The organism is Bdellovibrio sp. SBM16, from assembly GCF_056175625.1.
In genome coordinates this window covers 64724-80994 of sequence record NZ_JBJKJG010000007.1, presented here as the reverse complement: position 1 = coordinate 80994, position 16271 = coordinate 64724, and the positions used below count along the sequence as shown (strand labels likewise).

Sequence of the window (16271 nt, the reverse complement as noted above, 5' to 3'; positions counted from 1 at the left end):
TATTTTACTTTTTAATAATTACTGAACTTTCTTCGATCAGGCCATCAGGCCCCTTGTCACCATCTGCGCCTTTAGGACCTCGTGCCCCCTGTGCGCCGGCCTGTGCACCTTCATGACAACCGTTAGCAATAGCACCTGGATCGCCACCCGCTCCGCCAAGGCCACCTTCACTGCCTATACCGCCTGGACCACCATAACCGGGAAGACTTTCAACATTCACAGTAAACCGGCCCAGTTCTTTTTCGATAATCACTTGCGCTAAACCTGAAGCGCCTCCGGGCATACCATTACCACCACGATTTCCCGCAGCACCCGATTCACCCACGCCGCCATTGCCTGGCTTATGACAAGTCCATTCACAAATAATAGCAGCAGGTGCTGCCCAGGTATCTCCGCTGAGAACAGATTTTGGTCCAACATGTTCACAAGGTCCTTTAGCCCGCACGCCTGCGGTACCGGTAGCACCTTTTTTTCCAGAGGCTGTTTGCAGTAATCCCGCATAGCCTTGGCCGCCATCGGTTCCACGCATGGTAATAGACAAATCCCCCATGGCTTGTTGAGCTTCTATGATAACCCGGCCACCGTTAAGACCTACAGTGCCCGATACCGGAATTTCTCTGGCTTTTTCAGCAGAAAAACTTTCTACTGCAGCTTGGTCTGCAAACAGTCTCTGAGCTCTGATTCTAAGGTAAGCGCCTTCTGTTCTTAAAAGACTTCTGTTTTCAAAAAACACGACGCCAAAATCATAAGACCCAGTTTTAATTTTTAAAGATTGCAAGGTTGTCACCCCCGCTTCATTTTGACTTGGAATAATTAGATCAGGATAAAAAGTAGCAGAACTTTCTCCGCTTAAAGTTTCATGAGAATAAAATTTATAGGTCAATGTTTTTGGAATAAGATCCGACTCCCACAACTTGAGACGATGTTTAATAACGTAATGTCCATTAACAAATTCAGCGTCATGTTTAGCGATAGTCTCAAAGCGAGGGTTTAAAGCCAAAGCATTAAGAGATCGCGAAATCTGCAGATCGCCGGTAAAAACCTGCTCTGGAATAGTCATAGTTGTTTCGTAAACATTTAAATTATTCTTAAAATCGGTGTAATTCGTTCGGTCGTTGCGAAGCTCAACAGTTTTTTTGATTTCAATCACGATACCGTTAGACATCAACTCACGCACAGGACGATTCATATTTTTCTGAGTCATTGCCGCCGGTGTTGTCTCAGCGACCTGGTCTGCGGCCTGTTGGCAGCCAGCAACTCCGATGGTTAACAGCATTATAGTAAGTAGTTTTTTCATTTTCTCTCCTTAGGGGCGTTAGACATGTTTTTGAGCCCCCGCTGGTTTGACGTAAATTGCAAAGCCAGACCCAGATTTGAGTAGTTCTAAATAACGTATATTTGAATAGAAGGGATTTTTAGATCCGAATTCCAGATCTTAGGAATAAAGTCGTCCGATTTTTCGGAAGTTTAAATATTAGAGGGCACTAGAAGTTACTGATTAAAACGTTCAACATACTGACATTTTTGACAGAGCTCTTCGACAAGCTCACCACGCTCAAATCCTGTTTTAATCTTTTGAGCGCGCTCACTGGTCATGATACTCCGTAAGGACTGGCCGTCTTTAACAGAGCCCAGCTTTAAAACCGCCTCTTTATCCAAACAACAAGGGACCACATCGCCATTGGCGTGTATAGCTAATTGCTTACGTAAGCCGTAGCAAGTACCTTTAGTCGATAAAACATCGCGCTTTAAGGTCGGCCATTCAAACTCCGTATCAAAATGCAGATACAATTTTTCTTTTACTTTTTTTGATTTCTGCACACGCACGTCGACGTTTTCATTTAGGCTTACAGCAAATCGCTTTTCAACTAAATCATAAACCTGCAGATTTTGTTCTCGTTGAGCATTGACCGATGCCAAATTCCATAAGCGCAGATTAATATAGTACGCATTTTTTCGATCAATCGCGAGTTCGCAAAAATCCAAGATCGGTGTTAAGTACTGTTCTAAGCTTTGGCGAGAAGTATTGGCAAAATACGAGTGCACCGAAAAATTAATCTGTTCCAGGTGTTTCCAGTTTAAAATAGTCTCGGCATGACGCTTAATCAGCGTACCGTTGGTGGTCAGAAAAATTTTTAACTCCAGTTCATCACAAACTTTAACGATTTCGCCAAATTGCGGATGTCCGAGCGGCTCGCCCATCAGGTGCAAGCAGACCTGTTTGGCCAAGGGCTTTGCCTGAATCGCATTAGCTCTAAATTCCTCAACAGAAATGACCTTCTTATCGCGTACCACCTCAGGGCAGAACGTGCACTGTAAATTACAGATATTGCTGATTTCTAGATAAATGCGCTCGAACATATAAGTCTTAGTAACTAGCTTCTTTTTCCAGAATTTTCCATGTAAAAGTCTTTAAAACTGGAAACCACATCCGAAAACCGGCTTAAAGCGAATTAAACCGCATCTGGGCTGGCCACGGGCTTGAATTAACCTCTAATGAGCACACTTGTGCAAGAGAGGATTAACAATGCAATGGTTTAGCGATTTACTGGCAATAGCAATGTCGATGTTTATCATCAGAAGCTGCACAGCAATTACACCTACCCCCAGAAATATTGAGCCGCCGCCATCTGTCCAAACCGTAGATACCAACGGCAATGAAATCTGGGATGATGTTGAAGTTAAAATTGAAAATAAATGGAAAGCAGCACATCCGAATATAAAAAAAGCGGCAACCGAGCTGGCCCTGGCTGTTCAGCACGCACTAAACCCGTCACTCGACATCTCCATTCGCAGTAAAGAACTTTCTGAGGCTATTGCCTGTATGATGGCTACCGAACGAGTTCATAACAAAGATATCGAGATAACCACGCTATCTCAGGAAGTGCGCGATCTGGTCATCTCAAATCCGGCACGGCAAAAATTGTATATTAAATATAACGCCGAACTCAGCGGCAGCATGCTTCCGGTGCCGGGGGCGAGTTTATTCTACTGCAAATATAACAACAGAAAGTGATAATTATGAAATTAAACTTAATTCTTAAAGTCATTCTATTTTCGCAGCTAAGTTTTGCAAGCTGCGGTAACCCGGAAAACGTGCTTACATTTGCCAACGGGATGTTTAACGATCATTTCGAAGCTCAGGCCAGTCTGGATAATTTTCGCGTGATGTTTATCAAACAATATCCACAGACCCCGATTCATCTTTCGTACTTAGCTTACAATACTAACGAAGCCGCTTTATATCAGTTATATGAAGTCTACACCCAGTATATTTCTTCGACCGGTGAAGGCTTCTGGAAAAACATGGCCAAAGTTTATCCGTTTGCGAACGAAAACCTAAAGCACGCAATTTCAGATCAGGCCTCTCACAATACTGATCTTAACCGCCAGATTATGACCTATCAAAGCTACGTTGACCGAAAATACAAGATCGTGACAGTGGCCCATTCGCAAGGAAACTTCTATACACTTTCGAGTTTTAATTATTTGAATTCACCCCGTACAAAAATGGTGTCAGTGGCAACTCCTGCACACGCCGTGTTTGATAACGGCCCGTATTTTACTTTTAAAACTGATCCTATCGGCGCGCTGATTCCGTTGGCTTTAGAACCTAACCTGACAAAAGCCCATGCCAGTCAGTTTGATCACGGCTATCTTACTCATTATCTAACTGATACTAACGCCAAAGCAAAAATCCTCAATGCCGCTCATCAGGCATTTACAGAATCAACTGATAGTATGGTTAACTATTCCTTTGATGAACATGATGGGCACTTTAACAGTGATATGCGAAATGTCTTGCGCTGGATGCAGTCAACAGCCACTACAAAGAACCTCGAGCCAGCCCAGGAGATTTTAGCGGCTTCGATCAACGAAATGGCTTTAGATATTTCGCTAAACTGTGAGGACAGAAATTATCGCACACTCACTGAGGCGCTCGTGCAAAAAAGTATGTCAGAACCGCAGCTTAATCCTTACATTACGCAATCATTGGCGCTGCTTAAGACTTTACAATTTAAATAGCTTTTAACTTTCGCTGTCTTTGGTTAACGGAAAAAAAGATACCATCAGTTCATAGACATGGTTTTTAGCCTGGCTTTTCTTTTCCAGTTCATCAACCAGTGATCTGGTAAAATTTATGATTCTTTTTTTTGCCTCAGCAACTAAAGACGAGTCAATCGCCACCGTTAAAGTCGTATTTACACGCAGACTGCTTGGCACCTCATACATCGCGGTCATAGCCTTGGTACCGAACTGATTAATCGACTGACGTAATGCTTTAAAATATGATGGGTAATCATCAGAGACGATTCTTAATCCCGGACTACCCTGGCCGGATTTTTTAAACTGACCATCGCTGGTGCGCTCTAAAAGACCAAGCGTGATCAAACGCTCAACCGCCAGCGCTGCCTCGCCTTCTGAAATCCCCAGCTTTTTGGCAATCCATGCAGCCGTAGGTTCAAAATCAGATAACAACGTAAGTTCGACGATCGTAATATGGTACCAGTCTTGGATTAATTTAAATTCTTCATGACGGATCTGCTTATCCTGTAAAGGTACAAAAGACTTCAAACCCTCAGAGCTTTTTACATATTCACGGTATGAACTTAAGTGCGGCTCGGCCAGGCCGGCAGACGGCGCCAATCGCTCTAACATTTTTAAGGTCACCGGAATTTTCTTACGGAGAATTTTTGACAGCAATGACGGTTCAATATTCAAGTCACGCGCAAAGGCACGTAATGAGTAACTGGAGTTTGTTCTTTGTCTGCGTAAAAGCTCTGATTGTAAAAATGTGGCAAAATTGGCTTCGATCATGAGGCAATCATATTAAACTAGAAATTAGCTAAACAAGTAAATTTTTGTGTCCATGTTAAAAAACACATAACCATTGTTCCAAGCAAGGTGTTCCAAAGTTTAGTGAAAATTGTTAACTGGAGAAAATAAATGAAAATCCCCATGTTACTAAAAAAACAAAATGCATTATCCGATATGTCCTTAGCTTTTAAAGCATGGAACCCTTAAGTTTAAGTGGCCGCTATTTTCCGTTTTAAACTTTTTTCAAATAGCTTGCATTACTCTTTACTGGGCGGGATTTTAAATACTGGCCGGTGGTCGCAAGCGAAGCGTGACCCAGCGTTGTTTGCACAACGTGAATATCCGCCCCGTTTTCTAGTGCATGAATCGCAGAGGTGTGTCTGAACCAGTGTGGGGATGGAGTTTTTCCGCCTGGAACTTTAATTCCCGCTACCTGAGTTGCTTTTTTGATGATCTTAAAAATCGTAATCCGCGATAACGGCGCACCTTCAAAATTAAAGATATAATCATTCGGTTGAAGGCTGGCTTTTTTTATATATTTTCTAATTTCTTTCCAGAGATAAGACCCGGTTAAAACAGTTCGGATTTTACTCCCTTTACCGATCACAGTTAAATAGGCTCCTTGCGTATTGCGCTTTTGGGTTGAGACCGAAAAATCTTTAACCTTGATCGTTGAAAGCTCACTGACCCGCAGACCAGTGAAATAGAGAATCTGCAGAATCAATCGGTCACGGGATGACCCCACTTTTTCAGTCATACGCTTGATCTGTTCAATTGATAAAACCTTATAATGAAATGTCTCCGTGACTTTTTCTTGTTTTACAACTTTAACTGGACTTTTTTGGATGTACCCGACGTTTTCCAGATACTGAAACATCGACGACAGACAGTTGCGGTGTAAATTGCGCGTAGAGGCTGCAACTTTGTCTTTTTTTCGAAGATATAGAGTGACCAAGGCCGGAGTAATCTGTTTTAACCCCAGATGCCAGTTAAAGGCTAAAAAATCTTTTACAATACGGAAATAGGTTTTTTTCGTACGTTCTGAAAAATGGCCCTGATTTAACCACGCCCAGATCTGAATTGATTCTTCGGACTGAAGATTTGTCGATAGCTGGGTCTTATCTGAAAAAAAATTATTTTCCTGAAGTACGACCAGATCACGAATCATTCTTTACCTCCAACAGCCGCGATAAAATCCATCTCTAGAGTTAAAACCTGGTAGTTGACCTCAGGTTTAACGCGGTTGCGCCCCTCGATCTTATGTTTCTTAAGATTAACTAAGCCCTTAGCAGCGAGAAAATTAACCTCTTTTTGGATGTAAGGTTGGGATTTTTTTAAGGTGTTTGCGAGCTCATAAACCGACTGTGGCTTATGCGATTTAATCTGCCAAAGCAGCTCCAGGCGCTGCTTTGAAAGCCCCGCGAATAAATCGATGAAATCCTGCATTTTTTTGACCTTAATCATCATTTTCTTCATATAATATATTGTAGCATATATAACCTATTTAGCAATAGGTTAACAAAACTAAACTTATGTTAACTAATATTTTTTGGCCGTTCGTTTTTCGACCTTGATTTAAAGCTGGAAGTTTTGGAAGATTAGACCTATGAAAAATAACATCACTGATTTTACCTACCCGATCATTTTCAAGCACGTGCACGGATTTTTAACGGTTTCGGTCCCGGATTTAGGAATCGATGCAAAGGTCGCTCTCGCGAGGGATTTTTTTAAGAGCGGAAAACTTGAACAGAACAAAGAAACCATCTGGAAAATTTTTGCCGAAGTTTTGGAAGATTCGGTTTCGCACCTAGAAACCAAAAAATGGATCCCCGACGCGTCGCAAATTAAGACCCAGCTCAAAACACCTGAGAAAGACTACAGCCTTCCTGAGTTTTGCCGTGCCGTCCAAAAGCATATAACAGTAAGCGAAAACACTTTAAGAAGAGAGATTACCCGGGGGAAGATTATTTGTTACACCACCGAAGGCGGTCACCGCCGCATTCCCGAATCAGAGGTGCAACGCTATATTAAAGCCTCACAAATTTCTGCAAGCACGAAGGCTTCAGAGCAAGGAAATGAGTTATGAAATTATCACAGAAATTAGTTTTAGGTTTTTTGACCGTTAGTTTTATCAGCTTGGGAGCTTTGGCAGAAACAGCCTACCTGGGCGGCGGCTGTTTCTGGGGCGTTCAGGATCTATTGCGCAAGTATCCGGGTGTCACCCACACCGAAGTAGGCTATATGGGTGGCGAAGAAAAAAACGCCAACTACGAGCTGGTTAAGACCGGCAGAACCGAATATGCCGAAACGGTTAAAGTTGAATTTGACCCAAAAAAGTTAACTTATGAAAAATTACTTTTATACTTTTTTAAGATTCATGACCCGACTACCATGAACCAACAAGGAAACGACAGAGGCCGCCAGTACCGAAGCGTCATCTTCTACACTTCAGACAAGCAGCGCGTAACCGCTCAGGACACGATTGCCCGGGTGAATAAATCCAAAGCCTGGAAAAAGCCCATTGTTACCGAAGTCACCCCGAGTTCAAAATGGACAAAAGCTGAAGACTATCACCAGGATTATCTTGTCAAAAACCCTGCCGGGTACACCTGTCACTTTGAGAGAAAAATTGAGTTCTAAAAATAAAAAAGGGCATGTTAAACATGCCCTTTTTTATTTAAGCTATATCTTAAATTCAAAGTTATTCGTAAACGTGGCGAGGGAAGTTTCTCACGCGGTTTGCCGGCACACCATTACCGTAATTGCCATTTGGTGAACTATCGACAAAATTATCGGCGTCTGTTAATTGATTACAAGCTTCGCCCGATTGCCCCGGACAGTCTGCCGGCGCTGAACCAGGCTCATCTGCACCTACTGGCGTCGAAACACCTGATGAGATATAACTTGTTAATGCTGCTACTGTATCCCACTCCTGCACCATTACGCGGATGCGGTAGTTAACCTCAAAGGCTTCATCCAAGCAGTCAAAAATATAATACGGACTTCCTGGGCTAAGTACCGTACTGCCAATGCTATCAATTAAATCACCAGACCGATCGCTGATCGGATCGACATAGTAAGGATAAACTGACGTTACCACACCTGAAGTAGCACCGTAACCTGTGTGATTGTGTTGCCCCATCGAGAAATAATTTGCAATAGGGATATTAGACCCGGAACCTGGAGCATGATCTATTGTTGGCTCTACGATTACAAGTTTTGTCCGCGCTTTATTTGGCGTCATGTTTTCAATGACATATCTCGGATAGCCTTTAGAGGTTTTTTGTTCCCATGAAGTTCTTCCCGGCCCGCCAATACACGACTCAACCGAACCGCCCCATTCTTTACCGCGCTCATCAGTGCTGGTAGATCCATCTGGAGTGTTTTCCGTAGTACGTAAGCGGTATTTACCAAAACAGCAATTTTGTCCACCGTCAACAGTGGAAGTGTCATAACTACATTGAACTTTAATTTCATCAGAGATATCAAATTCCACATCGCTACCTGCGGTAGGTGGTGTTGTACTGGTACAAGTATATGGAGCAGAACCATCCACGACACACTGTGAACTAGTCACCGTGCCGCTGGCATTTCTATTTACTGTAACTTGAACATCTCGCGGTCCGATGCCGACTTCATAATTCCAGTACCAGTAGGGATAGGTTGCAATATACTTACACTGATTAGCCGGCACATTATATTGAAACTTAATACCGTCTTTAAAAATTGCTAATTCATTAACTTCAAAATTACAGGTTAAATCATTAACCACCGAAGCCGTAGTGAATGTACAGCGGCTTGCCCAGTCGCCGGTCACACTTGTGAAATTTAAATAATCAATTGTGTCTGGTACGGTAACAAACAGATTAGATGCGCTATACCCTGAAGGAATTGTAGCCTGCTGTTCTTCTTCTTCAACCGTCGGTTCAGAAGCCGCTGGGGTAGGATCAACTGTTGTGGTTCCGGATGTAGCATCGGTGCTACTTAATGTAGTCTGTGAACCGCCGCATGATGAAAACATCAGGCCAACAAAACTTAGTAAGACAATCCCTTGTACAACTTTTAAAGATCCATTCATAGATCCTCCAACCATTAATGATTTAGGTACACCCTAATATCGTAACAATAATGATCGGAGGCGTCCCCTAGACCCATTCTAATCTGGACCTTAGTCTTTTAAGGTCGGCGTGATTTCCAGAGCTTCTGTTTTGCCGTTACGTAAAACCGTGATCTTGGTTTTTACATCGGGATTTACCGATTGCAGGGTGTAAACATAGTCATAGATGTTTTCAATTTTCGTTTGGTCAAATTCAGTGATCACATCACCGTTAACCAGACCGGCTTTTTCAGCCGGGGAGTTTTTGGCCACACCACTGATACGCACACCCTTAACACCTTCCTGGGTGTAATCAGGAATAGTGCCTAAGAAAATTCTAAAACTGCGACCTTCAAGGCGTTTACCCTGATTGCTCTCAACTTTTGCGTATTTAAGAATATCTTTCTGGTTTTTGCCAATGGCATCCGCAAAGTACTGCACCACCTGAATGGTGTCTTCTAAACCGGCGTAGTTTAATGTTTCCGGCTTATCAAGCGGCGTGTGGTATTCGTTGTGGGCGCCCGTAAAAAACGAAATTGACGGCACACCGGCCAGATAAATCGACATTGAATCTGTTGGTAAATACGGATCAGATGTTAAATTTAACGCGACCCCGGTTTTGATTGTTGCAGCTTCTGCCAGGTTTCTAAATCCCTCAGCAGATCCTACACCTTGAATATTTAAATTGTCACGCAGACGACCGATCATGTCCATGTTAAGGCCTGCAATAAACACATCACCAAGTTTTTTAAACTGATTAACAAAGTGGTGCGATCCCAGCACGCCGATCTCTTCACCAGACCAGATCGCAAAATAAAGCGGTCGCTTTAATTCATTTTTTTGTGCAGTTTGGGAATAATAATGCGCAAGCTCTAACACTCCGGCAACACCTGAGGCATTATCGTCTGCACCGTAGTGAATTTTATCTTTATGTTTATTGGTCGCAAGCGATGAGCCCGGAACCCCTAGACCTAAATGATCGCCGTGCGCTCCGATTAAAACTGCCTTAGCTTTTTTGGCCGCACTTGGCTCTAATTTCGCAACCACGTTGCGGCCAATAGATTTTTTCGCCACCAGATCAACAGTTGCGGTAAAATACTGTGAGGTAAAATTAAAACCTTTAACCGCATCGTAAGTATTGTAAGTTGATTTAACTTGATCATACGTCGCCAAGTCTTTGTTATCTGATGCGTTTTTTAATAATTTTTCAAAAACACCGACCGAAATTTTAACAATCGGCAATTGTGAGTCTGATAGGCTGCCGGCAAATTTTAATTCACTGACTTTATTTTTATCTTTGGTTTCTTCAACTAATATGACCCCGAAGGCACCGGCATTTTTAGCTACCGTAATCTTATGTTGCAAGCGTGAAAACGATAACAGGTAAGTGTGTTTAGAAAATTCTTTCTTCGAAGGCTTAGGGGCTTCGTCTAACAGAATCACCCACTTACCTTTAACATCTAAATCTTTGTATGAATCAAATCCAGCAAACTCACTGTGCGGCGGCGCTTTAATCCCGTAACCGGCAAACACAACCGGAGCGGCCGTAAACGAACCGTTTTTCGAATACGAAATCAGCTGATAATCTTCATTGAGTTTCAAAGCTAAACTGGCACGCCCTTTAAATTCGGCGCTATTTTTATCCCCCGCAACCACGCCCGAGATAAACTCAAAGGTCTGGATAAAATCCTTACCGTTAGATGGCTCAAGGCCCCAGGCTTTGAATAAATCCGCAATTTTCTGCGTATAGATTTTTTCTTCTTCTGAGCCTGTAAAGCGGCCCTGGAAGTGTTCGCTGGCCAGATACGAAACAATCGCCTTTGCATCTTGCTCGTTAATCTGAGGCACTAACCCCGCTAGTGGCGCTTTAACTTCAGGCTTAGCCTCTGGTAACCCTAACAGTTTTCTGGCTTTAGCATCATCCCAGTCGCCGATATAGATCTGACTTTCACCTTTTTCGTTTTTATGTGACCAGGTGATTTTTTTGCCATCCGGAGAAAATGTCGCCAGACCATCAAAACCCTCAGCAAAGGTAATGCGCTGTGGTTCTTTTAACCCTTCGCTATCAACGATAAATAGCTCAAAGTTTGAATAACCGCCGACTGTGGTATTAAAAATAATATAGTCACCGCTCGGATGATAAAACGGTGCCCACGACATCGAATTTAAACGCGTGATCTGCTTCTGATTTTTACCGTCGATATCCATCGTAAAAATTTCTGCCGAGGCCCCACTTTCAGAGAATCTGCGCCAGGTGATTTTTTTACCGTCAGCTGAGAAAAACGGACCACCATCATAACTTGGGCTGGTCGTTAAACGTTTTACCTCAGTACCATCTGCCTTCATGATATAAATATCCATAAAGTACGAAGGATCCTGGTTAAATTTTTTCTGTTCTTCAGCGGTCAGTTTACGGTCATAAGCAGAGCGGTTTGAGGCAAAAGCTATGTACTGACCATCAGGAGAATACGACCCTTCGGCGTCATACCCCAGCTCTTTCGTTAAGCGTTTTAGATTTTTACCCTCTAAATCAGATTCAAAAATATCGAAGTGCTCATCAAAACTCCATGAATAGCGACCCTTTACCGGATTTGCGCGCAGGGCGTACTCTTCTTTTACTTTAGCCGAAATTTGTTTATCTAAGTGGGTTGAAGACCACATCACCTTTTGCATATTCGGATGAATCCAACCACAGGTGGTCTTACCCTGGCCAGGTGATAGTCGCTGAACATTTCCTGATTCAAGATCTAAAATAAACATCTGATAGAACGGATTATTCAGCTCACGCTCAGACTGAAAAACCATTTTTTTACCATCAGCGCTGAAATAGCCCTCGCCGGATTTCGGCCCGACAAAAGTGATCTGCTTAGCATTGGTGATCAGCTTGGGCTCAGAGACCAACTGGTCTGCGCCTAGATAGATAACGGCGGCTAACGGCAAAATAGAAATTCTGATTAGATTTTTTAAATTCTTCATATAAACTGTAATCCTTGAGTATGTTCAAAAAAACGTTATAAGGATTTTTATGAATTGGGTATTAATTTATGCGTTACTTTTCGCTGTGGGCTGCCAAAACAAGCCAGTCATGGCTAATAAAAAACCAGCATCTGACAAAAACTATGTCTCACTGGATTTAGAATACCCTGAATACAAAGCTACCTTAGACAGACTTGATGGTTTTTTAGGCACAACGCTTGTAAACCGCGGCGAAGCTCACATTACCGTAATCACCCCGCCTGAATTTAACATTATATCAAACAAAATAAGCGCTGAAGTCATCCATCAAGAATGGCAGCAATGGAAAACAAAGACCTTTAAAAAAGTCTGCTTAGGCGAAGGCCGCCTTAAAGAGAAAAAACAAATATTAAAAACTTACTACATAGTTGTCGATACACCTGACCTGTTGTCATTTCGTGAATACTTAAAACAAAAATATGCCGTCGATGGTTTTATGGCGGCCAGGTTTTATCCGCACATCACCTTAGGCTTTACCCAAAAAGACCTGCACTTTGAACAAGGTGTGATTAAAGACAAAAACTCTTGTCCGGCAAATCTGCAACACCTTCTGTAAATGAAAGTCTGTGAATTAGCCACTACATGTCCCGGTTGTTCGTTATGGGGTACCCCCTACCGGGATCAGCTCGCGCAAAAACAGCACAGACTCGCTGAGCTCTTTGGCAAACATTTACCAAAGAGCAGCATAAACACCCATTCAGCCGGCGAATACGGCCTGCGCGAAAGATTTGATTTTATTATTAAAGAAAATCAGATTGGCTTAGTTGATAAGGACAGAATGTTTATTCCGATTAAAGAATGTCTGCAGTTAACACCCAAACTGCAGCAGGCTTTTGATTTATTAACGCAGACTAAATTTAATATCCGCATCGGCACCATCAGACTGCGTGCCGCAAGCCGGTCACAGGTTGATAAGTTCGGCCTGTGGTTGGATTTTGCTAATAACGATATTAAAAACCTGCTGCTGGAAAAAAACACCCTTAAAACTTTAAGTAAAGATTTTTTTATCGAAGTCGGTCAAAAGAAAAAATGCCTCGATCAATCGACTTTTGACAGTGAACAGATCAAATTAGCTGAACCCAAAATGCAGCACTGGTTTCACACCTATAATTACCTTAATCAAACACCGCTAGATCTAAATTGTGCGGTCAGCAGCTTTACCCAGCCATCAGCTGCAACAGCAAAATTAATGACCGATATTATCGCCGATTGGATGCGGGGTAAAAGCCAAACGGTCTGGGAATTCGGCTGTGGTATCGGCCAATACACCTTTGCGCTGTTAAGCCTGGGTCACAAGGTTACAGTTTTTGAAAACGATGAATTTGCCTTAGACTGCGTAAAGGCTACCGCGGCTGAAAACCATTTAGAAAAAAAGTTAACGATCAATGCCGGCGATTTTCAGCGCATTCAGAAACTTAATACTCACGACCACCCGGATACCGTACTGGTTAACCCGCCTAAATCCGGCTTAAAAAATTTCACCCAGAATGTCATCGCAGCCAAACCCGGTAAAATTATCTATGTCTCGTGTTATCCGGAATCTTTGCGGGCGGATAGCGAATTTTTCCTGCAACATAACTACAAGATCACCAACGCGCATATCGTTGATCAATTTCCGCAGACCAATCACTTTGAAGTGGTTATGTTATTTGAGAGAGTAGATATTTAGGCCGGTAATGCGCCCTACGATGTCGGTTTTAAACAGTAACGACAACAGTGGCAACGTGACAATGCCCGTAACTAACGTTAGCGTTGTTCGCACGATAAGACGCGGAAGATACGATCGCTTTATACGCTCATGCGGCTGGCCTAAACGCAGCGAACAGGTTCGCTCGCCTATCGAAGCTCCTACTAAGGCGCGTGTTGTGATAAAATACATCCAGCCACTGAATAAAAAGAAGACACTAAACGTGATGGCGAGATTTTCCTTTGTTAAGGTAAACCCCAGCGTGGATTTTAAGCCCAACTTTAGTAAGGCTGAGTAACATAACATAAAAAAGCAAGTAAGCGACATCACTACCAAAGCATCAATCGCAGCAGCAAGCCACATCCAGATCGACAAACGAAAGCCGGTACGCTTTTGCGGACCACCTAAAAATCCAAGATCAAAATCAACGACACGATCACGGTGAAACAATTCTGACTTTACTAAGCCAGAATCGTTACGCTCAGAGTCCTTTTTAGGGACTCTGATTTTTTCGATTTCAACTTGCGATTGATTTTTCTCTATAATCATCAGCGCGATGAATCCGTAGGTTTGTTGGTTGTGCCTGTCGACGAAGAAGGTTGTTCTGGACAGTTAATCGGATTTGCCACTGTCGAGCCATCCCAGCATGTGTAAGACGGATTCGATGGACAATTCGCTAAATTCGTCACTTCGGTGATACCATCCGAACAGATATAAATGGTGTTTGTCGTCGTTGTGTTCTCACACAAACACGAAGAGGCATTAGTCATCGTCTGACCCGGAGGGCAGGCCGCGCAACCACAAGTGCCATCAGCTAACAATGCCTTTGGTGCTGCACACACAGATCCGCACGGAGGAATAGATCCGTTTGGACACGCATCGCCGGCTGGTTTTAATGTAGGTTTTTTCGGTTTTAAAAATTTATCATATAATAACCATAAACCAACACCACCGATAACCCATGGTGCGATTTTTTTGATACCGCCCCATAGTTTCGAGAAGAAACCAGGTTTTCCGCCATTATTGCCACCGCTGCCAGAAGCTTTACACTCCCATACTTCAGCGCCATCGCCATCAGAGGCAGTTTTCACACAGGTTTCGTTACCAGTACATGCCGGATCACACTGACCACCACCAGCTGGCTCGTCGACTACTGGCGTACCAGATACTGGCGCTGGAGTCGGTGTCGGAGCTGCGGCACACTGTGCACCAGGCGCAACCGCCGGACCATTCGGACAAGAACAAGTCAACGTCGTTTCATCAACTTTACCGCCACCGGCACAACCTGGAGTTTTTTCTAAATACGCAGCAGTAAATAAAAAGCGTGCATGTAACTGGTCACAGGCGCCCCAGAATTCACGGTCATATTGCGTTTCACCCGCAGCTGCCGCACAGTCGTTTCGGGCCGCTGTAATTGTAGACTCAAACTGTGATTGAATTTCCTGAAGCTTAGCTAAAAGTTCCGGCGTGATTGTTCCGCTTTGGAAAGCCGCTTTTAAATCCGGCGTTCCGTTTAACATGCTCTCTAGGTAACGTTTGGTATTTGCTATTGCCGAAGGATCCTGTAAAGCCTGGGCTTTATTAGCCTCGATAATGCCCTGGTAACGAGCCGCATCTTTACCGGCACTAGCTGCAGGTAAAGACATTCTCACGCTGGTTAAAGGCATTTTAGCATCGCAACCCTTGTTAAAGTGGGTTGCTGTTTGTAATTCTGTTGAACTAGATAAACAAAATTGTTTACCACCTGAATCAAAACCGTAAATCGTCGGATTACACGGAAAATTACAACCAGGAGTTTTTGCACCAGCTGGGTACTGACAACGCTTATTAGCGCCATAGTTTCCGATATAACCGGCCACAACACACTTAGTATCAGCCGCCTGAGCTTCATCTAACATCGCAAAGAAGTTGTTCCATTTGTCTAATGAAGATGTTTTTTTACCTTTTTTATGCGCTTCTTTGGCATCAAGTACATCTTGCGCACCCGACCATAACAATCTCATGTTCATCATGAATTGCGCACGCTCCATCGGCGTCATTTTTTTCCACATCGCCTGGTTAATTTTTGGAAGACCAGCATACTTAGCAGGAGGAATAGCTTTTTTTGCTGTTGCCTTATTTTGTTTTTGCACAGACTTCGGAGAAGTTAAAGCCTCACCCATGCCTTTACGGTGAGAGGCATCGCCAAAATAAAGTTTAGCAAACATATCATCAAAGTTAGCCACATCTTCTAAAGTTAAATTCGTGTTATCAAATTTTACGAATTTATTTTGTTCACCTAAAAACTGGATATTGGCCAACTGATCTTTACCGGTTATACGAAGAGTGGCGATAGATTCGCCTTTTGAATTTTTCGCCTGGGCGATTTCAAACTGCGGCATCGGTTCGTTTTTAAACTGAGTCATCAAAGGCTCAATCATCTTTTGAATGCGCGGCGGGAATTTATCCTTGTTGTTTGTATAAAATTCGCCGACCGACTGAGACTTATTTAAACCTAATTCCTGCACGAACTGTTCAAGTTGTGCCTTAGAAATTCTTTGCGACTCAGCCTGAGCTTTTTGCCCCAGGGCTACCGGAGAGAAAACCATGGTAGCCATTGAAAGAGTCACCAACAAACCGTTAATTTTTTTTAAAATCATGTTCATCATAAATTAT

Annotated in this window: 15 protein-coding genes; 6 read left to right on the top strand and 9 right to left on the bottom strand. The window is 43.0% G+C overall.

All coding sequences use genetic code 11. The features are described from left to right. Window positions 1-4: 4 nt before the first annotated feature. Window positions 5-1297 (bottom strand): hypothetical protein, encoded by a 1293-nt coding sequence (locus tag AC04MM_RS08610; RefSeq protein WP_475379939.1) that lies wholly within the window; start codon window positions 1295-1297, stop codon window positions 5-7. Between the two features lie 194 nt (window positions 1298-1491). Further along, window positions 1492-2361, bottom strand: coding sequence for a radical SAM/SPASM domain-containing protein (locus tag AC04MM_RS08605; protein ID WP_475379938.1), 870 nt, complete (start codon window positions 2359-2361; stop codon window positions 1492-1494). 166 nt (window positions 2362-2527) lie between these two features. On the opposite strand from AC04MM_RS08605, the gene AC04MM_RS08600 reads away from it, so the two are divergent. Together AC04MM_RS08600 and AC04MM_RS08595 are read left to right on the top strand one after the other, a co-directional pair. Next, a complete protein-coding gene (locus AC04MM_RS08600) occupies window positions 2528-3016 on the top strand; it encodes a hypothetical protein (protein WP_475379937.1) in 489 nt (162 codons plus the stop codon). A gap of 5 nt (window positions 3017-3021) precedes the next feature. After that, window positions 3022-4026, top strand: a complete 1005-nt coding sequence (locus tag AC04MM_RS08595; RefSeq protein WP_475379936.1) for a hypothetical protein — start codon at window positions 3022-3024, stop codon at window positions 4024-4026. A 3-nt stretch (window positions 4027-4029) separates the two neighbouring features. Here AC04MM_RS08595 and AC04MM_RS08590 read toward each other — a convergent pair whose 3' ends face one another. The 3 genes from AC04MM_RS08590 to AC04MM_RS08580 form a co-directional block, all read right to left on the bottom strand. Continuing rightward, the gene (locus AC04MM_RS08590) at window positions 4030-4818 is read right to left on the bottom strand and encodes a TIGR02147 family protein (protein ID WP_475379935.1); all 789 of its coding nucleotides are present in this window, start codon (window positions 4816-4818) and stop codon (window positions 4030-4032) included. Window positions 4819-5050: 232 nt separating this feature from the next. Then, complete coding sequence (locus AC04MM_RS08585) at window positions 5051-5986, bottom strand: tyrosine-type recombinase/integrase (protein ID WP_475379934.1); 936 nt, start codon at window positions 5984-5986, stop codon at window positions 5051-5053. Next, window positions 5983-6294 carry an HVO_A0114 family putative DNA-binding protein gene (locus AC04MM_RS08580; protein ID WP_475379933.1) on the bottom strand — a complete coding sequence of 104 codons (312 nt, stop codon included), beginning with the start codon at window positions 6292-6294 and terminating at the stop codon, window positions 5983-5985. Before AC04MM_RS08580 ends, AC04MM_RS08585 begins: the two co-directional genes overlap by 4 nt. Before the next feature lie 130 nt (window positions 6295-6424). On the opposite strand from AC04MM_RS08580, the gene AC04MM_RS08575 reads away from it, so the two are divergent. Both AC04MM_RS08575 and msrA read left to right on the top strand, forming a co-directional pair. Next, on the top strand, window positions 6425-6904 hold the full coding sequence (locus AC04MM_RS08575) for a helix-turn-helix domain-containing protein (protein ID WP_475379932.1): 480 nt from the start codon (window positions 6425-6427) through the stop codon (window positions 6902-6904). After that, the gene (gene msrA, locus AC04MM_RS08570) at window positions 6901-7458 is read left to right on the top strand and encodes a peptide-methionine (S)-S-oxide reductase MsrA (protein WP_475379931.1); all 558 of its coding nucleotides are present in this window, start codon (window positions 6901-6903) and stop codon (window positions 7456-7458) included. Before AC04MM_RS08575 ends, msrA begins: the two co-directional genes overlap by 4 nt. A 61-nt stretch (window positions 7459-7519) precedes the next feature. On the opposite strand, the gene AC04MM_RS08565 is transcribed toward msrA, so the two are convergent. Both AC04MM_RS08565 and AC04MM_RS08560 read right to left on the bottom strand, forming a co-directional pair. Next, window positions 7520-8896, bottom strand: a complete 1377-nt coding sequence (locus AC04MM_RS08565; protein ID WP_475379930.1) for a hypothetical protein — start codon at window positions 8894-8896, stop codon at window positions 7520-7522. Window positions 8897-8986: 90 nt separating this feature from the next. Beyond that, window positions 8987-11890, bottom strand: a complete 2904-nt coding sequence (locus AC04MM_RS08560; RefSeq protein WP_475379929.1) for a M28 family peptidase — start codon at window positions 11888-11890, stop codon at window positions 8987-8989. A 49-nt stretch (window positions 11891-11939) separates the two neighbouring features. Between AC04MM_RS08560 and AC04MM_RS08555 the strand changes: the two genes are divergently transcribed. Beyond that, on the top strand, window positions 11940-12485 hold the full coding sequence (locus tag AC04MM_RS08555; protein ID WP_475379928.1) for a hypothetical protein: 546 nt from the start codon (window positions 11940-11942) through the stop codon (window positions 12483-12485). Continuing rightward, the gene (locus AC04MM_RS08550; protein WP_475379927.1) at window positions 12486-13598 is read left to right on the top strand and encodes a methyltransferase; all 1113 of its coding nucleotides are present in this window, start codon (window positions 12486-12488) and stop codon (window positions 13596-13598) included. It abuts the gene before it with no gap. Here the strand turns inward: AC04MM_RS08550 and AC04MM_RS08545 are convergent. After that, window positions 13575-14165: an RDD family protein gene (locus tag AC04MM_RS08545; protein WP_475379926.1), complete on the bottom strand. Its 591-nt coding sequence runs from the start codon at window positions 14163-14165 to the stop codon at window positions 13575-13577. The genes AC04MM_RS08550 and AC04MM_RS08545 overlap by 24 nt on opposite strands. After that, a complete protein-coding gene (locus AC04MM_RS08540; RefSeq protein WP_475379925.1) occupies window positions 14165-16264 on the bottom strand; it encodes a hypothetical protein in 2100 nt (699 codons plus the stop codon). The genes AC04MM_RS08545 and AC04MM_RS08540 overlap by 1 nt, the downstream gene beginning before the upstream one ends. Window positions 16265-16271: the final 7 nt, after the last annotated feature.